This window comes from Streptomyces sp. NPDC006193 (assembly GCF_040613915.1).
Classification (GTDB): domain Bacteria; phylum Actinomycetota; class Actinomycetes; order Streptomycetales; family Streptomycetaceae; genus Streptomyces.
In genome coordinates, this window is the sequence record NZ_JBEXTB010000015.1 from 123,063 (window position 1) to 143,517 (window position 20,455).

Sequence of the window (20,455 nt, forward strand, 5' to 3'; positions counted from 1 at the left end):
CGCCACCCCCCCCGTGGTCGTACGGCCACGGCAAGGATACGGCCGCGGCCGCCCCCTGCGCAGCCTCGGGTTACGACAACTGCCCGTCGTAGTCCGGAAGTTTGAAGGTCTTCTCGGCGTGGCCGCCGGACAGGTCCGTGGGGCTGTTGCCGATGTTCGCGATGATCGTGTAGCCCTGCTTCTCGATGTCGGCGCGCTGGGCGGTCTTGTAGGCGGCGACGTCCTGGAACAGGTCCGAGAGCCCGCGGACGTAGAGGCCGGTGACGTCGTAGCCGTCGTGTTCGAGGTTGTACTCGGTGGGCCAGGAGAGGATGCCCGGGCGGGCGGTGACGAAGAAGAGGGAGACGCCGTGCTCCTGGGCGTACGCGGCGACGTCCAGGACGGGCCGGTTGGCCGGCTGGGGGTAGCTGAAGCCGAAGTCGGTCTCCAGCGCGGTGTTGTCGACGTCGAGGACGATGGCCTGCTTCTCGCCCGGCCGGGCGGCGGCGATGCGGGCCTCGAGGTACGGCCGGGCCTGGGCCATGACCGCCCGGCAGTCCTGCTGCCAGGTGGCGTAGTCGACCGAAGCGGCGGAAGCGGCGGAAGCGGCGGAGGCGGCGGAAGCGGCGGAGCCGGCAGCGGCCGGGGCGGCGCCGGGGCTGTGGACGGCGGCGGGAGGTAAGGCGGTGGGGCCGGCCGCGGTCGCCGCCCGGGCCGGGACGGCCAGTGCGGCCAGGGCGGCCACGGAGACGGCGGTCACGGAGATGCGGTGCGCCCAGGGGCGTCTGGTCATCGGGGGGTCCTCTCACGTCCGTACGCGCGTCCGTGCGCGTCTGAATGTCAGGGGCATGATCTGAGGCGAGGGTGGCGCGAGGGGAACCGTAGGGTTACCGGACGGTAGGCGCCTAGAGGCCTGCATCACATTTCTCGGCCGGCCGGACGGGGCGGCCGGTGATAAGCAGCACAGGCGGTAAAGGGCCTACTAAGAGGCATCGTGGGATCATATAGATGGATAAAAGGGACATTCCCCTCCGGGTGGCGCGAAGCGAAAAGGCGCTGTCAGGAGCGGTGACCGCCGGGCTCCGCACCTGTCAAGAAGGTGGTTGGTTTCACCGTCACCTACTACCCGGTGCCGTATTGGGGCGTTTTGGGAGCTCATGGGGTGCTCGGTTACCAAGGGATGGCCGCTTCGGACGTCAGTGCGCCAGGTGGCCGACCTGTTTCCGAGTTCACGAGGTCTCGATGTTCCAGCGCTTCACGTCCCGCTCGTCCCGTCCGTCCTCGCTCCGCACCCGCGTGGCCGTCCTGGCCGCCGGAGTCGGCGCCACGGCCGTGCTGGGGACCGGGGTGGCCGGCGCCGCCGGCGCTCCCGCCGCTTCCTGGGTCGACCCGGTGAAGAAGTACACGCTGTCGGCCGGCTTCGCCCAGTCGGGCAGCCACTGGGTCGCCAAGCACAGCGGCCAGGACTTCGCCGTGCCGACCGGAACCGAGGTCGTCGCCGCGCACGGCGGCACCGTCGTCAAGGCCGGCCCGAACGGCGCCGGCGACGGCCCGGCGTACGGCAACGCCATCGTCATCAAGCACGGCAGCGGCCTCTACTCGCAGTACGCGCACCTGTCCCGGATCGACGTCAAGATCGGCCAGGTCGTCCGCACCGGCCAGCACATAGCCCTGTCCGGCTCCACCGGCAACTCCACCGGGCCGCACCTGCACTTCGAGATCCGCACGACCCCGAACTACGGCTCCGCCATCGACCCGGTCGCGTTCCTGCGCTCCAAGGGCGTGAAGGTCTGACCCGCCGGCCCGGCCGTCCGGACCGCGGTCGTCCGGCTCGGTGGCGGGCCTACCCCTTCGGGCGGGCGTGCTCGTGCGCCTGCGTGACCAGGTCCAGGGCGACTTCGAGAACGGCCTCGCGCTTCTTCTCGGAGTCGCCTTCCAGGTCCTGCAGCACGAACATCCCCGCGTGCAGCGTGAACATCGCGCTGACCGAACGCACCTGGTCGACCAGCTCCGCCTCGGGGTCGATGAGGATGTCCCGCAGGCCGCGCATCCGGTCCTTGAAGGTGTCGCCGATGCGCAGTTCCCGCACCGTCGCCTGGTTCTCCTGCATGAAGCGGAAGAGGGGTTCCGCACCGGCCAGAGCCTCGCTGTACCGCCGTACGATCGCCTGCTTGGTCTCCAGCGTGTGCGGCTGCCCCCGGCCCCACTCGATCAGTTCCTCGATCGGCTGCGTCAGATCCTCGAAGAGGCTGACGATGATCTCTTCCTTGGTCTTGAAGTGGTAGTACAGAGCCGCCTTGGTGACGTCGAGGCGCTCGGCGATCTCCCGCAGGGAGGTCTTCTCGTACCCCTGCTCCGCGAAGAGGGCCAGCGCCACGTCCTGGATGCGCTGGCGGGTGTTGCCGCGGCGCTGCTGCTTGGTGCCGTCCATGGTGACGCCCATCCTCGTACTCCTCGCGCTCCCGCGGAAACTTACTTGACGACCGGCTAGTGACCCGTCTACCTTCCCAGTGTAGTGAACTAGCCGGGCGGCAAGTAAGTGCTAGCCGTCGCTGGGGGAGTGGAAGAACGATGGCGGACACGGTCGAAGACATCACAGAGGGCAAACAGCCCAGAAGCGTGCGGGTGGTGCTGCTCGCACTCATGATCGCGATGATGCTCGCGATGCTGGACAACATGATCGTGGGCACGGCGATGCCCACGATCGTGGGAGAACTCGGCGGCCTGGAGCACCTCTCCTGGGTCGTCACCGGCTACACCCTGGCCACGGCGGCCTCCACCCCGGTGTGGGGCAAGCTCGGCGACATGTACGGGCGCAAGGGCGCGTTCCTCAGCTCCATCGTGATCTTCCTGATCGGTTCGGCGCTGAGCGGCATGGCCCAGGACATGGGCCAGCTGATCGGGTTCCGGGCCGTGCAGGGCCTCGGCGCCGGCGGTCTCATGGTCGGCGTCATGGCGATCATCGGCGACCTGATCCCGCCGCGGGAGCGCGGCAAGTACCAGGGCATGATGGCCGGTGTCATGGCGCTCGCCATGATCGGCGGCCCGCTGGTCGGCGGCACCATCACCGACAACTGGGGCTGGCGCTGGGCCTTCTACATCAACCTGCCGCTCGGCGCGGTCGCCCTCGCGCTGGTCACCGCCGTGCTGCACCTGCCGAGGAAGCGGGCCAAGGCCGGCATCGACTACCTGGGCGTCGTCCTGCTGACCGTCGGCATCACCTCCATCGTGCTGGTCACCACCTGGGGCGGCACCGAGTACGCCTGGACCTCCGCGCGGATCATGGAGCTGATCGGCATCGGCGTGGCCGCGCTGGTCGGGTTCGTGTTCTGGCAGACCCGGGCCACCGAGCCGGTCCTGCCGCTGCACATCTTCCGCAGCCGCAACTTCACCCTGATGTCGCTCATCGGCTTCATCACCGGCTTCGTGATGTTCGGCGCCACCCTGTTCCTGCCGCTGTACCAGCAGTCCGTGCAGGGCGCCTCCGCGACCAACTCCGGTCTGCTGCTCCTGCCGATGCTCGGCGCGATGCTGGTGACGTCGATGGTCGCCGGGCGGATCACCACCAACAGCGGGCGCTACAAGGTCTTCCCGATCGCCGGCGGTGCGCTGATGATCGTCGGCCTGTACCTGCTGTCGCTGATGGACACCGAGACCACCCGGGTCACCTCCGGCCTCTACATGGCCGTGCTCGGCGCCGGCATGGGCTGCCTGATGCAGATCACCATGCTCGTCGCGCAGAACAGCGTGCAGATGAAGGACATGGGCGTGGCCTCCTCGTCCACCACCCTGTTCCGCACGCTCGGCTCCTCCTTCGGCGTGGCCGTCATGGGCGCCCTCTTCAACCACCGGGTGCAGGACGTCATGTCCGAGCGGGCCGGCTCCCTGGGCTCGAAGATCACCGAGAAGTCGGCGCAGCTCGACGCGGCGAGCCTGGCCAAGCTGCCCCAGGAGGCCCGCGAGGCCTACCAGCACGCGGTGTCGTCGGGCACGCACGCGGCCTTCCTGCTCGGCGCCGCGATCGCGGTGCTGGTGCTGATCGCGGCGCTGTTCGTCAAGGAGGTGCCGCTCAAGGGCGGGCCGCAGAAGCCCCCGGCGGACGGTGCGGACGTGCCGCCGGCGCCCGTGGCCGAAGCCGTCTGACCGCGCACCGACGAATCGAAGGCCCCGGTGTCGTCCGCCACCGGGGCCTTCGGCTGCGCGGCGCCGGCCTCACGGTGACCGAGATCTGCAACCTGGTCGGCTTCAGCAGCCTCGGCACGTTCTCCGCCCGGTTCACGACGCGGACCGGGCGGGAGCGGCGGTCGGGAACCGACTTCTCCGTGGGCAGGCGGGCGGGCCGGGGGCGTCTCGGGTGGGCTGCCGCCGCTTGCGGGCCGTCCCCGCCCCGGTGCGGGCGGAGGGCCGTCGAAGGTCTCCGTGCGGCTGGGGCGCCCTTGCCGGTCGGGTCGGCTCCGGCCGATCCTCCCCGCGCGCGGCTCCGGGCGAGTGTCCGGGACTAGGTCGCGTCGGGCAGCGGCAGCATCGGGTAGCTGCCGGTGCTGGTCGGGGCGTGTTCCGGGAGCCAGAGGACGGCCACGGCGCCCTCCGCGGGCAGCTCGGCGGGCGCGCCCGGGGACCGTACGTTGCGGAAGGTCAGGCGGGCGCCGAGGACCCGGGCCTGGCCGGCCGCGATGGTCAGGCCCAGCCCGTGGCCCTGACCCGCGCGGTCCTTGCTGCCGGTGCGGAACCGGCTCGGGCCCTCGGCGAGGAGTTCCTCCGGGAAGCCGGGGCCGTGGTCGCGGACCCGGACGACCCGGCCCTCCACGGTGACCTCGATCGGCGGCCGGCCGTGCCGGGCGGCGTTGGCGAGCAGGTTGAACAGCACCCGCTCCAGCCGCCGCGGGTCGGTGGTGACCTCCGACTCGTGCACCACCCGTACGGTGACGTCCGGGTCCTTGGCCGCCACCCGGCGGGTGACGAACGCGCCGAGCATGATGTCCTGCAGTTCCGCCCGCTCCGAGGCCCCGTCCAGGCGGGCCACCTCCAGGACGTCCTCGACCAGCGTGCGCATCGCCTTCGCGCGGTCCAGGACCAGTTCCGTGGGCCGGCCGGGCGGCAGCAGTTCGGCGGCCGTCAGCAGGCCCGTCACCGGGGTGCGCAGCTCGTGCGCGATGTCGGCGGTGACCCGCCGCTCGGCCTCCAGCCGCTGCCGCAGCGCGTCCGCCATGGCGTCCACCGCGCGCGCGAGATCGTCGGTCTCGTCCCGTACGACCCCGCCGATGGCCTTGCGCACCCGGACGTCGGTCTCGCCCTTGGCGACCCGGTTGGCGGCGGCCGCCGCCTTGCGCAGCCGGCGGGACAGCTGCCCGCCGATCAGCACTCCCAGCGCGCTGCCGCCGAACACGACCGCGACCGAGCCGATCACCAGGGCCTGGTCGAGGTCCGTCATCATGTCGGCGCTGCGGTCCGGCAGGTGCAGGTGCACGGACAGCACATGTCCGTCCTTCACCGGCACGGCCGCCCAGATGTCCGGCACCCCGCCGTGCTCCGAGACGTCGCTGGCCCGGCGGCCGCGCTCGACCTTCTCGCGCAGCGTGGCCGGCAGTTCCGGATCGTCGACCTTGATGTTGGGGAAGATCGGCCCCCGTCTCAGCTCGTAGTTGCGCTGGGCTATCAGGACGCGCTCGTTGGCCAGGTCGCGCGCGTTGTCCAGCATCGAGACGCGGGCCGCGTTGTGCACGACCAGGCTGAGCACGACCGCCACCAGGCCGGCCACCAGCGCGATGGCCGCGCTGAGTTTCCATCTCAGGCCGGTGCGCAGTCCCGCCCGCTCCATGCGCTGGACCGGGTACCGCCACATCCCCCGCATACCGTCGCTCCGCTCAGGCCTTCAGCTTGTAGCCGAAGCCGCGGACCGTCTCGATCCGGTCCTGGCCGATCTTCTGCCGCAGCCGCTGCACATGCACGTCGACGACCCGGGTGTCCCCGCCCCAGCCGTAGTCCCAGACGCGTTCGAGCAGCTTGTCGCGGGAGAGCACGGTGCCCGGCGCGGAGGAGAACTCCAGCAGCAGCCGCATCTCGGTCGGCGTCAGCGCCACCGGCTGCCCGGCCCGGCGCACCTCCATGCCGTCGGTGTCGACCTCCAGGTCCCCGAACGTCAGGGTGCCGCCGGTGACGGAGGACGCGGTCCCTTCCTGCGCGGCCCCGCCGGCGTGCCCGAAACGGCGCAGCACCGCGCGGATCCGGGCGACCAGGACGGCGCCGTCGAACGGCTTGGTCACATAGTCGTCGGCGCCCGCCTCCAGGCCCAGGACGACGTCGATGGAGTCGGCGCGCGCCGACAGCATGATCACCGGCACGGTGGACTCGTCGCGGATGCGGCGGCACAGGCTCACGCCGTCCAGGCCCGGCACCATCACGTCCAGCAGCGCGATGTCGGGGCGGTCCGCCCGGAACGCCTCCAGGCCCGACAGGCCGTCGGGCATGGCGGTGACCGCGAAGCCGTCCCGCTCCAGGGCGAGCTGGGTGGCCTCGCGGATGACGTCGTCGTCCTCGACGAACAGGACGTGGGTCTGGTCTGCCATCCCGGTGCTCTCAGTCCTCAGGGTGTGCGTGTGGGCGGTCAGTTGTCCGGCGCGGACGTCGGGCCCCCGCCGGCGGACTTGCTGTACTCGTTGCGGGTGGGCCTGCCCTGCGCGAACCCGCCCGCCCTCCAGGTGTAGGGGGTGACGACCTCACCGGACGGGCTGGAGATCGGGTCGCCCTTCTCGTAGTACTGCCGGGTCACCGACAGGACGCCCTGGTCGATCTCCGCGTAGACCGGTGACTCCTCGCTCTTGAACACGTTCTTGAACTCGCCGTCCTCGTCCCGGTACACGTACGAGCCGATGCCCACCGCGTCGGTGCAGGTCAGCACGTTGACGACGACGTCGTCCACCGCGGCGCCGGTCAGGTCGCCGTAGGAGACGTCGACCGGGTACTCGTCGCCGTTGCACGGCTTCAGCTCCCGCTTGACCGCCCCCGAGACCTCGGGATCCGTCTTGACCAGCGCCACCGGGTCCACCTGCGGGTACTTGTCGGACGCGCTGGGTGGCGGCGAGGCGACGGATCCCGCCACCGCCGAGGCGTGCGCCGGGCCCTCGTCCCGGGCGCCCGTGCCCCCGCTGCCGCACGCGGCGGCGAAAAGGGCGAGGGCGGCGAGCGCGGTCCCCACCGCGATCACCGCCTGTGTACTGCCTCGGGCCCGCTCGGGCCCGGCCCCGGTCAGGCCGCGCAACGCTCCCGCTCCTCACGCTCCAGCGCGCGTGCGTCCAGATCGCGGGCCTCCAGCTCCTCACGGAGCCGGGCGAGCGCCCGGTGCAGCGTGCTCTTGACCGTACCGGCCGACATGCCGAGGGCAGCGGCCGTCTCCTCGGTGGACATCTGCTCCCAGTGTCGCAGCACCACGACACTGCGCTGCTTCGGTGCGAGCACCTTCATGACGTCCATCAGCAGGGCCCGGTCGGCGTGCTGCTCGGTGGCGTCCTCCACACAGGCGTCCGGCAGCTGCTCGGTCGGCACTTCCTCCAGCTTGCGGGCGCGCCACCATTCGGTCCGCGTGTTGATCATGACCCGGCGCAGGTAGGCGTCGGCGAGCCGCTTGTCGGCGATGCCGTCCCAGCGGCCGTACGTCCGCACCAGCGCGGTCTGCAGCAGGTCCTGGGCGTCGACGGGATCCGGCACCAGCCGGCGGGCGCTGCGCAGCAGCGCGTCCTGCCGGGTGCGGACGTACTCCTCGAACTCGAGCACCTCACCCTGCGCCATGTTCGACCGCCTCCGTTTCCCCGTTGTCTTCCGGCTCGTCGCGGAAGTCCTGCCGTCCCCGTGCCCCTGGTCGCCGGGCACGGAGAAGAAGCTACGGAGCGGTTGTCACGGGGCTGTGCGCGGCAGCCTGCGGCTGGCAATCGGCTGTCCGTCGGTTGTGTAACGGAAGGAGGAAAGGGGTAAAGGCGTCGGCCGTTTCGTCCCGCTATGGGGCGAAACGACCGGCCTGTGGGACGGCAACGGACGCCCCGCGCCTGTCACGTGGCTGTGCGTCAGCCGAGCGGCAGCCGGTACAGGCCGCCGGGCAGCGGCTCCACCAGACCGTCCGCGACCAGCCCGTCCAGGGCGCGGGCGCGCTGCACCGGCTCGTGCCACACCCGGTCCAGCACCGCCTGCGGCACCGGTGCGTGCGCCTCCCGCAGTACGGCCAGCAGCTTGCCGCGCACCTGCCGGTCGGTGCCGGCGTACGTCTGCCCGCGGCGCGGCGGCCCCGAGTGCGCCGGCTTGCCCGCGAGACGCCAGGCGCACTGCCCGGCGATCGGGCACCGCGGGCACTCCTCGTTCTTCGCCGTGCACACCAGCGCGCCCAGCTCCATGGAGGCGGCCGCCCAGCGGGCGGCGGTCCGCTCGTCCTCCGGCAGCAACTCGCGGGCCAGGCGCCGCTCGGCGGCGGTGGTCGCGTTCGGCGGGTACTGCACACCGGTCACCGCACGCGCGAGGACCCGGCGGACGTTGGTGTCCAGCACCGCGTGCCGCTGCCCGTACGCGAACGACGCCACCGCGGCCGCCGTGTACTCGCCGATACCGGGCAGCGCCAGCAGTTGCGCGTGGTCCGCCGGCACGTCCCCGCCGTGCCGTTCCGTTATGGCCACGGCCGCGCCGTGCAGGCGCAGGGCGCGCCGCGGGTAGCCGAGCCGGCCCCAGGCGCGCACCGCCTCGCCCGGCGCCTCCTTGGCGAGGTCGGCGGGGCGCGGCCAGCGCTCCAGCCATTCCTCGTAGACGGGCAGCACCCGGCTCACGGGCGTCTGCTGGAGCATGAACTCGCTGACCATCACGCCCCACGGGCCCGCCTCCGGGCGGCGCCAGGGGAGGTCGCGGGCATGGGCGTCGAACCAGGCGATCACGGGGGCGTGGAGCTTCTCAGTCATGGCCCCTCGATCCTGCCACGGCCGGGCGGCCCGGGGACGGTGACGGCGCGGTCACCGGACGTCGCACAGCGTGAAGAACCGTGCCTGAGACGGCAGTTACCGGGATGATGATCCGGAAAAGTTGACGGACGCGCGGCGGGTGTCGCCAGCAAGCGCGACGATCTCTCGTACAGTTTGCGCCGTGGGATCTCTGCGCAATCCGGTCGGGCCGCTTCCCTCCTCCATCTACTGGCGTAGGAGGGCCGTACTGCTGTCCGTGGTCGCCCTGTTGGCGCTGGTGATCACGTGGATCGTCACCGCCGGCGGCGGGGGCGGCAAGAAGAACGCCGACGGGCCCGACGGCAAGCACCCCACGCACACGATCACTCCGGGACCGTCCGCGTCCGGCCCCGCCTACAGCCAGCACCCGGGCGGGCGCGACGAGTCGGGGGGCGGTGACTCCAGCGGCGCCGGCGGCGGCTCGGGTGCGGGCGGCAGCGGCTCGGCTTCGGGCTCGGGCGGCGGCAGCGGCTCGGGCGGCGCCCCGGGAGCCTCCGGGGCTTCCGGGACCGGCGCCGGCGCAGGCGCCGGCGGCGGCGCCGTCGTCGCGGGCGACGCGCTCCCGGCGTCCTCCACCGTGCCGGACTGCACGTCCTCCGCCGTGGTCCTGAGCCTGCGCAGCGTGCGCAACTCCTACTCGCCGGACCAGACGCCGACGTTCCAACTCGTCGCGAAGAACGGCTCGTCGGCCGACTGCAAGGTCGATCTCGGGCCGAAGAGCGCGGTGTTGACGATCACCCCGGCCGACGGGGACGACGCCTACTGGTCGTCGGCCGACTGCCCCGAGGGAGCGGGGAGCCTGGTGTTCCGGGTGCCGGCCGGCGAGACCATCACGTACACCGTGAAGTGGGACCGCAAGCCGAGCGCCCCGCAGTGCGCGACACCCCCCGCGGGGTCGGCGAAGGCGGGCACGTACCTGCTGGAGGCGAAGGCGCCGGGATTCGCCAGGGCACAGGCTTCGTTCGTGCTGTCGGCGGACTGAGCCGGAGGCGGCGCGGCGCGCCGCCGCGGGCGGGTGCGCGGGGCCGTCCCCGGCCTCGGGCAGGCGGGCGCGCCCGGTCGCGCCGGGCGCCCCGAGGGCACGGGGCGCCGGCCGGACCTCAGACGTACCGCTCCAGGATCGAGGACTCGGCCAGCCGGGACAGGCCCTCCCGCACGCTCCTCGCCCGGGCCTCGCCGACCCCGTCCACGGTCTGCAGGTCGTCGACGCTCGCGGCCAACAGCTTCTGCAGGCCGCCGAAGTGCTCCACCAGGCGGTCGATGATCGCGCCCGGCAGCCGCGGCACCTTGGCCAGCAGGCGGAACCCCCGCGGGGACACCGCGGAGTCCAGGGTCTCGGGGGAGCCCGTGTACCCCAGCGCCCGCGCCACCGTGCCCAGTTCGAGGAGTTCCGCGTGGGTCAGGGCGTCGAGCTCGGCCAGGGCCTCGTCGACGGTGCGCGAGCGCTTCGCCGTCGGTTCGGGCACGTAGTCCCGCACGACCAGCTCGCGGTCGGGCTCGACCCCGGCGATCAACTCCTCCAGCTGGAGGGCGAGAAGACGGCCGTCCGTGCCCAGTTCGACCACGTACTCGGCGATCTCGGTGGCGATGCGGCGGACCATCTCCAGGCGCTGCGCGACCGCGGACACGTCCCGGACCGTCACCAGGTCCTCGATCTCCAGCGCCGACAGCGTGCCCGCGACCTCGTCCAGCCGCAGCTTGTACCGCTCCAGCGTGGCCAGCGCCTGGTTGGCGCGGGAGAGGATCGCCGCCGAGTCCTCCAGGACGCGGCGCTGACCGGCCACATAGAGGGCGATCAGCCGCATCGACTGGGAGACCGAGACCACCGGGAAGCGGACCTGCTTGCTGACCCGGTCCGCCGTGCGGTGCCGCGTGCCCGTCTCCTCCGTGGGGATCGTCGGGTCCGGGACCAGCTGCACGCCCGCGCGCAGGATCTTCGACAGGTCCGACGACAGCACGATGCCGCCGTCCAGCTTGCACAGCTCCCGCAGCCGGGTGGCGGTGAACTCGACGTCCAGCACGAAACCGCCCGTGCACAGCGCCTCGACCGTCTTGTCGGAACCGAGGACGATGAGCCCGCCGGTGTTGCCGCGGAGCACCCGCTCCAGCCCGTCCCGCAGGGGCGTGCCCGGAGCCACGGCGCTCAGGGAGGCGCGCATCAGGCCATCGGCACCGGCACTCCCACCGGACTTTCCGGGAGCTGCTGCCCGGTCGTTGGCTGCCACTGCACTCCTCCGGTCGCAGGTTCTGACGCGCCCCCGGACCCGCACTCGGTTCGTACGGACGGGCGAGACCTGGGCAAAGTCTACCGGCGCTCCTCCGCCTCCCGCGGGGCCTCTCGGCGACGGGAGCGCGGCAGCACCCGCAGCGCGTCCCCCATGTCGGCGACTTCCAGGACCTTCATGCCGGCCGGCACCTTCCCCGGATCGCTCGGCACGAGGGCGTGCGTGAAGCCCAGCCGGTGCGCCTCGGCCAGCCGGCGCTGCACGCCCGTGACCCGTCTGACCTCGCCCGCGAGCCCCACCTCGCCGATCGCCACCAGGTTCTTCGGCAGCGGGGTGTCGCTGGCGGCGGACGCGAGCGCCAGCGCGATGGCGAGGTCGGCGGCCGGTTCCGACAGCTTCACGCCGCCGACCGTCGCCGAGTAGATGTCCCGCTTGCCGAGCGCGCTGATCCGGCCGCGCTGCTCCAGCACGGCCAGCATCATCGACACGCGCGAGGTCTCCAGACCGGACGTCGTGCGGCGGGGCGAGGGGATCTGGGAGTCGACGGTCAGCGCCTGCACCTCGGCCACCAGCGGGCGGCGGCCCTCCAGGGTGACGGTCAGGCAGGTGCCCGGGACCGGCTCGGCGCGGCGGGTGAGGAACAGGCCGCTGGGGTCGGCGAGGCCCGTGATGCCCTCGTCGTGCAGCTCGAAGCAGCCGACCTCGTCCGTCGCCCCGTAGCGGTTCTTCACGCCGCGCACCAGGCGCAGGCGCGCGTGCCGGTCGCCCTCGAAGTGCAGGACGACGTCCACCAGGTGCTCCAGGAGGCGGGGCCCGGCGATCGCGCCGTCCTTGGTGACGTGGCCCACGAGCAGCGTGGACATGCCGCGCTCCTTGGAGGCGCGGATCAGGGCGCCGGCGACCTCCCGCACCTGGGCCATGCCGCCGGGCGCGCCCTCGATCTCCGGGGAGGCCACCGTCTGCACCGAGTCGAGGATCAGCAGGGACGGCTTGACCTCGTCCAGGTGGCCGAGGACGGCGGACAGGTCGGTCTCGGCGGCCAGGTACAGGTGGTCGTCGATGGCGCCGATGCGGTCGGCCCGCAGCCGCACCTGGCTCGCCGACTCCTCGCCGGTCACGTACAGCGTGCGGTGCTCGGCGCCGGCGGACTTGGCGGCCACGTCCAGCAGCAGGGTGGACTTGCCGACGCCGGGTTCGCCCGCGAGCAGCACGACCGCGCCCGGCACGAGGCCGCCGCCGAGCACCCGGTCCAGCTCGGGCACGCCGGTGGGGCGGGCGGTGGCCTGCCGGCCGTCGACCTGGCCGATGGGGAGCGCGGAGGCGCTGACGCGGCCCGGCGCCGTCGTCCGGACCGCGGGCGCGCCGTACTCCTCGACCGTCCCCCAGGCCTGGCACTCGGGGCAGCGGCCGAGCCACTTGGCCGTCTGCCAGCCGCACTCGGTGCAGCGGTAGGACGGGCGGTCCTTGGTGGTCTTGGTACGGGCAGCCATGCGGAAACCGTAGCCCGCGGCACCGACAACGGCTCCGGAGACCGGGTACGGGGGGGCGGGGAAGCCCGGACCGGTGATCCGTTCCCGGCCGTGGACCGCCGGCATCCGGACGCGGAACAAAGAGTTCCTGTCCCCTTATGAGGGATCGTTTCACCCGTAGGGATTAAAAGTGCTCAAGGTTCCCGAACGGGCACTCCACAGCCGCCTACGGTCGCACGAGTGACGAGCAGCAGTCCGGAGACCACCACCCGCACGACCGGCGCGCACCGGGCGCACCGTGAGCCGCGCGACCCGCGGGAAGCGCGGCGTGAGGCCCGCGAGGCCCGTGAGGCTCGCGACCCGCGGGAAGCGCGGGAAGCGCGGCGTGAGGCCCGCGAGGCTCGTGAGGCGCTTGACCGCGCCGCGGCGCGCAGCCTCGCCCAGTGCACGCCGGCGCGCTACGAGCCGTATCTGGACGGCCTGTTCACCTACTGCCTGTCGGTCCTGTGCGACCACGACGCGGCCACCGCCGCCCTCGGCGACGCGCTCGCCCTGGCCGAGCGCCGCGGGCACCGGGCCCCCGGGGCCGCCGAGAACCGCAGGGCCTGGCTGTACGCACTGGCCCGCTGGGCCTGTCTGCGGAAGCTGGCCGAGGCCAAGCAGAAACGTCAGGCCACGCACGCGGCGGGCCGCACCGGCGCCGGCAGGGAGACCGCGCGCGCCGCCGTGAGGGGGACCGGCCCGGAAGCGGGCGGCGCGGGCGGAGCGGCCCCGGGGACGGGCGGCGCGGGAGGCGGCGCGAGCGCCGGCGAACAACCCGCCGCGGGCGCCGGGACCGCGGGCGCCGGGATCGCGGGCGTCGCGCCGGAGGTGCGGGAGCAGCGCCGCCGCGAACTGGCCCTGCTCGCCTGGCCGGAGGCTGCCGGCACCACCCCCGAGCAGCGCGAGGCCCTGGAGCTCGCCGTCCGCCACCGCCTCACCGCCCGCGAGGTCGCCGCCGTCCTCGGCATGGAACCCGGCGCCGCGCGCGAGCTGCTCGCCTCCGCCGCCTGCGAGGTCGAGCGCACCCGCGCGGCCCTCGCCGTGGTCGAGACCGGCGGCTGTCCGGCGGTGTCCCACCTCACCGGCGACAGCCGGCTGGTCCTCAGCGCGGCCGTGCGAGGCGAGCTGGTCCGGCACGTCGACGGCTGCCCGCGCTGCCGCCGCACCGCCGAGCGCGCGGTCCCCGGCCGCTGGCCCGGCGTCACGGTCACGCCCGACCAGCTGCCCGTCCTCAAAGCCCCGCGCGCGGCCCTCCCACAGGCGCCGGCGCACCACTCGCGTGCGCGGGGCGCCGGCGTGCCCCGCTTCGACCGGCGCGGCTTCCCGATGGACCCCAAGGACCGCGCGGCCCGCCGCGACCGCCTGCGCGCGCGTGCCGTCACGACGACGGTGGTCGCCACGGTCGTCGCCGCGCCCGTCCTCGCCCTCTGGGCCGCCTACCGCGACGGGCCGGCCGGGGAGGACGACGGCCGCTCCGCGAGCGCGCGCGAGGCGCAGGGCCCCGACGCGCCGGGCACCGGCCCGGCCGGCGGCTACGAGAACGCGGGGAACGCCCGCGTGAAGCCGGGCGCCCGCGCCGGCGTGGACGGCAGGGCGGACGTCTCCGTGGAGGTGGTCGGCGTCGGCGGGGCGCACGGGAAGGGCGCCGGGCGGCTGGCGGTCGGCGCGGCCAACGACGGGGACACCACCCTGATCACCCTCACCTCCTCCGGCTCCGCGAAGATCCGCTGGTCGCTGTCCACCCCGGCCGCCTGGCTCTACTTCAGCCGGTCCGCGGGGACGCTCGGCCCCGGCGAGACGTCGACGGTGCGGGTCCACGTCGACCACCTGCGCGAGCCGTCCGGCCCCTGGCACGCCCAGGTGGCGGTGGCCCCGGCGGGCGCGGTGGTCGCCATCGACGGCTACGGCTCGGCGCCGGGCCGCCCGGCCCCCCGGCCGTCCTCCGCGCCCGACACGACCGCGCCCGGCACGCCCTCCGCAGAGCCTCCCGCCGGCCCGTCCCCGTCCCCCACGACGCCCAGCCCCACCCCGACGCCCCCGCCCCCTTCGGACCCCGCGACCCCGCCCCCGAGTCCCCCCGGCACCGACCCCGCGAGTCCGCCCGCCGCCTAGACGCCCACCCCGCGCAGCCGCCCGGACCCGTGCGGGCGGGCGCGGGCCCCGGCTACGGCGCCGGGTCCGCCGGATGCGGGGCCACCAGGGGCAGCTGCGACGCCAGCCGCTGCTCGCACAGCTCGACCAGGCGGTCGTAGCCGGCCTTCCCCATCAGCTCCGTCAGCTCGGCCCGGTAGGAGACGTACACCGGCTCGCCCGCACCGTGCGCCGAGGTCGCCGACGTGCACCACCAGTGCAGGTCGTGACCGCCCGGCCCCCAGCCCCGGCGGTCGTACTCGCCGATGGACACCTGCAGCACCCGCGTGTCGTCCGGCCGGTCGATCCACTCGTACGTCCGCCGGATCGGCAGCTGCCAGCACACGTCCGGCTTGGTCTCCAGCGGCTCCCGGCCCTCCCTGAGCGCGAGGATGTGCAGCGAGCAGCCCATGCCGCCCGCGAATCCGGGCCGGTTCTGGAAGATGCAGGACCCCTGGAAGGGCCGTGTCTGCCGGGACCCGTCCTCGTCCTCGGACACCCATCCGTTGCGGGTGCCCTCGGCGTGGTGCTGCCAGATCTCCGGGGTGAGCCGCGCCACATGCCCGGCGACCCGCCGCTCGTCGTCCTCGTCGGAGAAGTGCGCCCCCAGCGTGCAGCACCCGTCGGCCGCCCGGCCCGCCTGGATGCCCTGGCAGCCGCTGCCGAAGATGCAGTTCCAGCGAGAGGTCAGCCAGGTCAGGTCGCAGCGGAAGACCTGCTCCTCGTCCGCCGGGTCGGGGAACTCCACCCAGGCGCGTGCGAAGTCGAGTCCCTTCTCGTCGCTCGCCCTCGCCTCCTCGGCGGCTGCGGCGACCTTCTGCGACTTGTCCGCTTTTTCCGGCTTCACGGACTTCGCCTTTTTCGTCTTTGGCACCCGTCCAGGGTAAGTGGCCCGAGCCCGCCGCGGGCACCGAGGACCGGCGTTCTGGCAGTAGCGTTCCGTCCATGAGACTCGGTGTCCTGGACGTGGGTTCGAACACGGTGCATCTGCTGGTGGTGGACGCCCACCCCGGCGCGTGCCCGCTGCCCGCGCATTCGCACAAGGCCGACCTCCGGCTCGCTCAACTCCTCGACGCCCGCGGCGCCATCGGTGACGAGGGCGTCGACAGGCTGATCGCCGTCGTCCGGGACGCGCTCCAGGCCGCGGAGGACAAGGGCGTGGAGGAGCTGCTGCCGTTCGCGACCTCCGCCGTCCGCGAGGCGGGCAACGCCGACGAGGTCCTCGCGCGCGTGGCCGACGAGACCGGCGTACGGCTCCAGGTCCTCACCGGCGCGGAGGAGGCCCGGCTGACGTTCCTCGCCGTGCGCCGCTGGTTCGGCTGGTCCGCCGGGAAGCTGCTGGTGCTGGACATCGGCGGCGGCTCCCTGGAGATCGCCTACGGGATGGACGAGGAGCCGGACGCGGCCGTCTCCCTGCCGCTCGGCGCGGGCCGCCTGACCGCCGCCCGGCTGCCCGGGGACCCGCCCGACCCCGAGGACGTCCGCGCCCTGCGCCGGCACGTCCGCACCGAGATAGCCCGCACGGTCGGCGAGTTCAGCCGCCTCGGCGCCCCCGACCACGTGGTCGGCACGTCCAAGACCTTCAAGCAGCTGGCCCGCATCGCCGGCGCCGCCCGCAGCGCCGAGGGCCTCTACGTCCAGCGCGAACTCAAGCGCGAGTCCCTGGAAGCCTGGGTTCCGCGCCTGGCCGGCATGACGGCGCAGCAGCGCGCGGAACTGCCCGGCGTCTCGGAGGGCAGGGCGGGCCAGCTGCTCGCCGGTGCGCTGGTCGCCGAGGCCGCGATGGACCTCTTCGGCGTGGAGAGCCTGGAGATCTGCCCCTGGGCCCTGCGCGAAGGCGTGATCCTGCGGCGCCTGGACCACATGGACGCGCCCTGAGCGCCCCCGGGCCGCGGGGCGCCGCGCGCCGGGCCGCGGCCGCCCGCGCGCGCCGGGCGGCAGCCGCCCCCGCGCGCCGGGCCCCGCGCCCGCCCGCACGGCGACCCGCACGGCGCCCCGCATGGCAAACCTCACAACGGCGAACAGGCGCCCGGCACCCGCACCGCTCCACGCCGTAAGGTGACGGACGTGGCTGAACCAACAGACGTGCGCGTCGCGCTGTCGACCGCCTCCGTCTACCCGGAGTCCACGGCGACCGCCTTCGAGATCGCCGCACGCCTCGGTTACGACGGCGTCGAGGTCATGGTGTGGACCGACCCGGTGAGCCAGGACATCGAGGCGCTGCGCCGCCTGTCGGACTACCACGGCATCCCGATCCTGGCCGTCCACGCCCCCTGTCTGCTGATCACCCAGCGGGTCTGGTCCACCGACCCCTGGGTGAAGCTGCAGCGCGCCCGCTCGGCGGCGGAGAAGCTGGGGGCCTCCACCGTCGTCGTCCACCCGCCGTTCCGCTGGCAGCGGCAGTACGCCCGGGACTTCGTCGACGGGATCCGGCGGATGGCGGACGAGACGGACGTGCGGTTCGCCGTCGAGAACATGTACCCGTGGCGCTACCGCGATCGCGAGATGCTCGCCTACGCCCCCGACTGGGACGTCACCAACGACGACTACCGGCACTTCACGATCGACCTGAGTCACACGGCGACGGCCCGGACCGACGCGCTGGACATGGTCGAGCGCATGGGGGACCGGCTCGGGCACGTCCACCTCGCCGACGGCCGGGGCTCCGCCAAGGACGAGCACCTGGTGCCGGGCCGCGGCACCCAGCCCTGCGCCGAACTGCTGGAGCGCCTCGCGCTCACCGGCTTCGACGGCCATGTCGTGATCGAGGTCAACACCCGGCGGGCGATGTCCGGCGCGGAGCGCGAGGCCGACCTCGCCGAGGCCCTGGAGTTCACGCGCAAGCACCTCGCCTCGGCGGCCCTACGGGTGCCGAGGCGATGAGCGGGACCACTCCCCGCCGCCGCGGCCGCCCCCCGCGGACCGAGGCCGCGGGCACCCGCGACCGCATCCTCACCGCGGCCCGCGAGGAGTTCTCCGCGCGCGGGTACGAGAAGACGTCCGTCCGCGGCATCGCCAAGGCGGCCGGCGTGGACCCGGCCCTCGTCCACCACTACTTCGGCACCAAGGAACAGGTCTTCGAGGCCGCCGTCGAGGTCGTCTTCGCCCCCGCCCTGAACGCCCCGAACGCCCTGGCGGACGGCCCGCTGGACGGCGTGGGGGAGCGGCTGACCCGGTTCGTCCTCGGCGTCTGGGAGAACCCGGCGACCCGCACCCCGCTGCTCGCGATCGTGCGTTCGGCCCTCAGCAACGACACCGCCGCCGCCGTCTTCCGCCGCCTGGTCGCCGCCCAGGTGATGCGCCGCATCGCCGCCCAGCTGGACCTCCCGGACGCCGAGCTGCGCGCCGAGCTGGCGGCGGCACAGCTGGTGGGGACGGCGATGATGCGGTACGTGATCAGGCTGGAGCCGCTGGCCTCGGCGGACCTGGAGCGGATCGTCGCGCGGGTGGCCCCGGTGGTGCAGGCCCACCTCACCCGGCCCTGACGGCGGCGGCCCGGGACGGCGCCTGCCGTCCCGGGCCGTTCCCGGCAGCCGTCCGCCCCGTTCCCGGCAGCCGTCCGCCCCGTTCCCGGCGGCCGCCGCCCGCCCCCCGGCCGTCCACGGCCCTGGTACACCCGTCCCGCATTCCGGACAAGCGTGTCCACGCTTCGGAGGGGCGGCGTACGCTCGTGGAGAGTCAGAAGTCCCTGCACTCATTCGCAGAAGGTCTCCCGAGGAGCGAGCGACGATGCCCGAGCTGAGGTCCCGCACAGTCACCCACGGCCGCAACATGGCGGGTGCCCGCGCCCTTATGCGCGCCTCGGGTGTACCCGGTGCGGACATCGGCCGGAAGCCGATCATCGCCGTCGCCAACTCCTTCACCGAGTTCGTGCCGGGCCACACCCACCTGCAGCCGGTCGGCCGGATCGTCAGCGAGGCGATCACGGAGGCGGGCGGCATCCCGCGCGAGTTCAACACGATCGCCGTGGACGACGGCATCGCCATGGGCCACGGGGGCATGCTCTACTCGCTGCCCTCCCGGGACCTGATCGCCGACTCGGTCGAGTACATGGTCGAGGCCCACTGCGCCGACGCCCTGGTCTGCATCTCCAACTGCGACAAGATCACGCCGGGCATGCTGATGGCGGCCCTGCGGCTGAACATCCCGACGGTCTTCGTCTCCGGCGGCCCCATGGAGTCCGGCCGCGCCACCCTCGTGGACGGCACGGTCCGCACCCTCGACCTGGTCGACGCGATCTCCGACGCCGTCAACGACAAGATCTCCGACGAGGACATCCTCCGCATCGAGGAGAACGCCTGCCCGACCTGCGGCAGCTGTTCCGGCATGTTCACCGCCAACTCGATGAACTGCCTCACCGAGGCCATCGGCCTGTCCCTGCCCGGCAACGGCTCGGTCCTCGCCACCCACACCGCCCGCAGGCGGCTCTACGTCGACGCGGCCCGCACGGTCATGGACCTCACCCGCCGCTACTACGAGCAGGACGACGACACCGTCCTGCCCCGCAGCATCGCCACCTTCCAGGCCTTCGAGAACGCCATGGCCCTGGACATCGCGATGGGCGGCTCCACCAACACGATCCTGCACCTGCTGGCCGCCGCCCAGGAGGCGGGCGTCCCCTTCGGGCTGGACGAGATCGACGCCGTCTCGCGCCGCGTCCCCTGCCTGGCGAAGGTCGCCCCCAACGTCGCCAAGGACCGCACGTACTACATGGAGGACGTGCACCGCGCCGGCGGCATCCCCGCCCTCCTCGGCGAGCTGCACCGCGCCGGCCTGCTCAACGAGGACGTCCACGCCGTCCACAGCCCGTCCCTGTCCGACTGGCTGAAGACCTGGGACGTGCGCGGCGGCTCCCCGTCCCCCGAGGCGGTCGAACTGTGGCACGCGGCCCCCGGTTGCAAGCGCTCCGCCGAGGCCTTCTCCCAGTCCGAGCGCTGGGAGGCCCTCGACGACGACGCGGAGAACGGCTGCATCCGCTCCGTCGAGCACGCGTACTCCCGGGACGGCGGCCTGGCGGTCCTCAAGGGCAACCTCGCCGTCGACGGCTGCGTGGTGAAGACGGCCGGCGTGGACGAGTCGATCTGGACCTTCGAGGGACCGGCCGTGGTCTGCGAGTCCCAGGAGGAGGCCGTCCGGCGCATCCTCACCCAGGAGGTCAAGGACGGCGACGTCGTCGTCATCCGCTACGAGGGCCCCAAGGGCGGCCCCGGCATGCAGGAGATGCTCTACCCGACCTCGTACCTGAAGGGCCGCGGCCTCGGCAAGACCTGCGCCCTGATCACCGACGGCCGCTTCTCCGGCGGCACCTCCGGCCTCTCCATCGGCCACGCCTCCCCCGAGGCGGCCTCCGGCGGCGCCATCGCCCTGGTCCAGGACGGCGACCGCATCCGCATCGACATCCCGAACCGCACGGTCGAACTGCTGGTGGACGAGGCCGAACTGGCCCGCCGCGAACAGGCCCTGAACGGCGTCTACGCTCCGCGGAACCGCGACCGCAAGGTCTCCGCCGCCCTGCGCGCCTACGCCGCGATGGCCACGAGCGCGGACAAGGGCGCGGTGCGGGACGTGTCCCGGCTGGGCTGACCGGCCGCGGCGGCCAGGGCGGGGGCCGCCTCCCGGCGGGGGCGGCCCCCGCGCC

Annotated in this window: 18 protein-coding genes and 1 pseudogene; 9 read left to right on the plus strand and 10 right to left on the minus strand. The window is 73.4% G+C overall.

Annotated elements, in window-relative coordinates; genetic code table 11:
• Positions 1 to 70 precede the first annotated feature (70 nt).
• Positions 71 to 772: an HAD family acid phosphatase gene (locus tag ABZ261_RS16690; RefSeq protein WP_356859715.1), complete on the minus strand. Its 702-nt coding sequence runs from the start codon at positions 770 to 772 to the stop codon at positions 71 to 73.
• Positions 773 to 1,221: 449 nt separating this feature from the next.
• On the opposite strand from ABZ261_RS16690, the gene ABZ261_RS16695 reads away from it, so the two are divergent.
• A complete protein-coding gene (locus ABZ261_RS16695; RefSeq protein ID WP_356859717.1) occupies positions 1,222 to 1,773 on the plus strand; it encodes a M23 family metallopeptidase in 552 nt (183 codons plus the stop codon).
• Positions 1,774 to 1,822: 49 nt separating this feature from the next.
• Here ABZ261_RS16695 and ABZ261_RS16700 read toward each other — a convergent pair whose 3' ends face one another.
• Positions 1,823 to 2,422: a TetR/AcrR family transcriptional regulator gene (locus ABZ261_RS16700; RefSeq protein ID WP_356859719.1), complete on the minus strand. Its 600-nt coding sequence runs from the start codon at positions 2,420 to 2,422 to the stop codon at positions 1,823 to 1,825.
• Between the two features lie 128 nt (positions 2,423 to 2,550).
• Between ABZ261_RS16700 and ABZ261_RS16705 the strand changes: the two genes are divergently transcribed.
• Positions 2,551 to 4,122 (plus strand): MDR family MFS transporter, encoded by a 1,572-nt coding sequence (locus ABZ261_RS16705; RefSeq protein ID WP_356859721.1) that lies wholly within the window; start codon positions 2,551 to 2,553, stop codon positions 4,120 to 4,122.
• 53 nt (positions 4,123 to 4,175) lie between these two features.
• Positions 4,176 to 4,271 (plus strand): annotated as a pseudogene (locus ABZ261_RS16710) (AraC family transcriptional regulator); the annotation flags it as partial.
• Positions 4,272 to 4,477: 206 nt separating this feature from the next.
• Here ABZ261_RS16710 and cseC read toward each other — a convergent pair.
• From cseC to ABZ261_RS16735, 5 genes are all read right to left on the minus strand, one after another.
• Positions 4,478 to 5,830, minus strand: a complete 1,353-nt coding sequence (gene cseC, locus ABZ261_RS16715) for a two-component system sensor histidine kinase CseC (protein ID WP_356859723.1) — start codon at positions 5,828 to 5,830, stop codon at positions 4,478 to 4,480.
• Positions 5,831 to 5,843: 13 nt separating this feature from the next.
• On the minus strand, positions 5,844 to 6,545 hold the full coding sequence (gene cseB, locus ABZ261_RS16720; RefSeq protein WP_356859725.1) for a two-component system response regulator CseB: 702 nt from the start codon (positions 6,543 to 6,545) through the stop codon (positions 5,844 to 5,846).
• A gap of 38 nt (positions 6,546 to 6,583) precedes the next feature.
• Positions 6,584 to 7,237 carry a hypothetical protein gene (locus ABZ261_RS16725; protein WP_356859727.1) on the minus strand — a complete coding sequence of 218 codons (654 nt, stop codon included), beginning with the start codon at positions 7,235 to 7,237 and terminating at the stop codon, positions 6,584 to 6,586.
• Positions 7,225 to 7,764: a SigE family RNA polymerase sigma factor gene (locus ABZ261_RS16730; RefSeq protein ID WP_356859729.1), complete on the minus strand. Its 540-nt coding sequence runs from the start codon at positions 7,762 to 7,764 to the stop codon at positions 7,225 to 7,227. The genes ABZ261_RS16725 and ABZ261_RS16730 overlap by 13 nt, the downstream gene beginning before the upstream one ends.
• A 272-nt stretch (positions 7,765 to 8,036) precedes the next feature.
• Positions 8,037 to 8,912 carry an A/G-specific adenine glycosylase gene (locus ABZ261_RS16735; protein WP_356859731.1) on the minus strand — a complete coding sequence of 292 codons (876 nt, stop codon included), beginning with the start codon at positions 8,910 to 8,912 and terminating at the stop codon, positions 8,037 to 8,039.
• A 181-nt stretch (positions 8,913 to 9,093) separates the two neighbouring features.
• Between ABZ261_RS16735 and ABZ261_RS16740 the strand changes: the two genes are divergently transcribed.
• Entirely contained in the window at positions 9,094 to 9,933 is an 840-nt protein-coding gene (locus ABZ261_RS16740) for a hypothetical protein (protein WP_356859733.1), read from the plus strand.
• A gap of 118 nt (positions 9,934 to 10,051) precedes the next feature.
• Here the strand turns inward: ABZ261_RS16740 and disA are convergent, their stop codons facing one another.
• Positions 10,052 to 11,176 (minus strand): DNA integrity scanning diadenylate cyclase DisA, encoded by a 1,125-nt coding sequence (disA, locus tag ABZ261_RS16745; RefSeq protein ID WP_356859735.1) that lies wholly within the window; start codon positions 11,174 to 11,176, stop codon positions 10,052 to 10,054.
• An 80-nt stretch (positions 11,177 to 11,256) separates the two neighbouring features.
• Entirely contained in the window at positions 11,257 to 12,666 is a 1,410-nt protein-coding gene (radA, locus tag ABZ261_RS16750) for a DNA repair protein RadA (RefSeq protein ID WP_356859737.1), read from the minus strand.
• A gap of 219 nt (positions 12,667 to 12,885) precedes the next feature.
• On the opposite strand from radA, the gene ABZ261_RS16755 reads away from it, so the two are divergent.
• Positions 12,886 to 14,799 (plus strand): hypothetical protein, encoded by a 1,914-nt coding sequence (locus ABZ261_RS16755; protein WP_356859739.1) that lies wholly within the window; start codon positions 12,886 to 12,888, stop codon positions 14,797 to 14,799.
• A gap of 52 nt (positions 14,800 to 14,851) precedes the next feature.
• On the opposite strand, the gene ABZ261_RS16760 is transcribed toward ABZ261_RS16755, so the two are convergent.
• On the minus strand, positions 14,852 to 15,691 hold the full coding sequence (locus tag ABZ261_RS16760) for a hypothetical protein (RefSeq protein WP_356859741.1): 840 nt from the start codon (positions 15,689 to 15,691) through the stop codon (positions 14,852 to 14,854).
• Between the two features lie 71 nt (positions 15,692 to 15,762).
• On the opposite strand from ABZ261_RS16760, the gene ABZ261_RS16765 reads away from it, so the two are divergent.
• The 4 genes from ABZ261_RS16765 (at position 15,763) to ilvD (ending at position 20,400) form a co-directional block, all read left to right on the plus strand.
• Entirely contained in the window at positions 15,763 to 16,695 is a 933-nt protein-coding gene (locus ABZ261_RS16765) for a Ppx/GppA phosphatase family protein (protein ID WP_356859743.1), read from the plus strand.
• A 180-nt stretch (positions 16,696 to 16,875) separates the two neighbouring features.
• Positions 16,876 to 17,700, plus strand: a complete 825-nt coding sequence (locus ABZ261_RS16770; RefSeq protein ID WP_356859745.1) for a sugar phosphate isomerase/epimerase — start codon at positions 16,876 to 16,878, stop codon at positions 17,698 to 17,700.
• Positions 17,697 to 18,302, plus strand: a complete 606-nt coding sequence (locus ABZ261_RS16775; protein ID WP_356859747.1) for a TetR family transcriptional regulator — start codon at positions 17,697 to 17,699, stop codon at positions 18,300 to 18,302. Before ABZ261_RS16770 ends, ABZ261_RS16775 begins: the two co-directional genes overlap by 4 nt.
• 244 nt (positions 18,303 to 18,546) lie before the next feature.
• Complete coding sequence (ilvD, locus tag ABZ261_RS16780) at positions 18,547 to 20,400, plus strand: dihydroxy-acid dehydratase (RefSeq protein WP_356859749.1); 1,854 nt, start codon at positions 18,547 to 18,549, stop codon at positions 20,398 to 20,400.
• Positions 20,401 to 20,455 lie beyond the last annotated feature (55 nt).

Coding starts and splice junctions, on each gene's coding strand:
- ABZ261_RS16690 (WP_356859715.1), bottom strand. CDS start 772: ATGACCAGACGCCCCTGGGCGCACCGCATCTCCGTGACCGCCGTCTCC.
- ABZ261_RS16695 (WP_356859717.1), top strand. CDS start 1,222: ATGTTCCAGCGCTTCACGTCCCGCTCGTCCCGTCCGTCCTCGCTCCGC.
- ABZ261_RS16700 (WP_356859719.1), bottom strand. CDS start 2,422: ATGGGCGTCACCATGGACGGCACCAAGCAGCAGCGCCGCGGCAACACC.
- ABZ261_RS16705 (WP_356859721.1), top strand. CDS start 2,551: ATGGCGGACACGGTCGAAGACATCACAGAGGGCAAACAGCCCAGAAGC.
- cseC (WP_356859723.1), bottom strand. CDS start 5,830: ATGCGGGGGATGTGGCGGTACCCGGTCCAGCGCATGGAGCGGGCGGGA.
- cseB (WP_356859725.1), bottom strand. CDS start 6,545: ATGGCAGACCAGACCCACGTCCTGTTCGTCGAGGACGACGACGTCATC.
- ABZ261_RS16730 (WP_356859729.1), bottom strand. CDS start 7,764: ATGGCGCAGGGTGAGGTGCTCGAGTTCGAGGAGTACGTCCGCACCCGG.
- ABZ261_RS16735 (WP_356859731.1), bottom strand. CDS start 8,912: ATGACTGAGAAGCTCCACGCCCCCGTGATCGCCTGGTTCGACGCCCAT.
- radA (WP_356859737.1), bottom strand. CDS start 12,666: ATGGCTGCCCGTACCAAGACCACCAAGGACCGCCCGTCCTACCGCTGC.
- ABZ261_RS16765 (WP_356859743.1), top strand. CDS start 15,763: ATGAGACTCGGTGTCCTGGACGTGGGTTCGAACACGGTGCATCTGCTG.
- ABZ261_RS16775 (WP_356859747.1), top strand. CDS start 17,697: ATGAGCGGGACCACTCCCCGCCGCCGCGGCCGCCCCCCGCGGACCGAG.
- ilvD (WP_356859749.1), top strand. CDS start 18,547: ATGCCCGAGCTGAGGTCCCGCACAGTCACCCACGGCCGCAACATGGCG.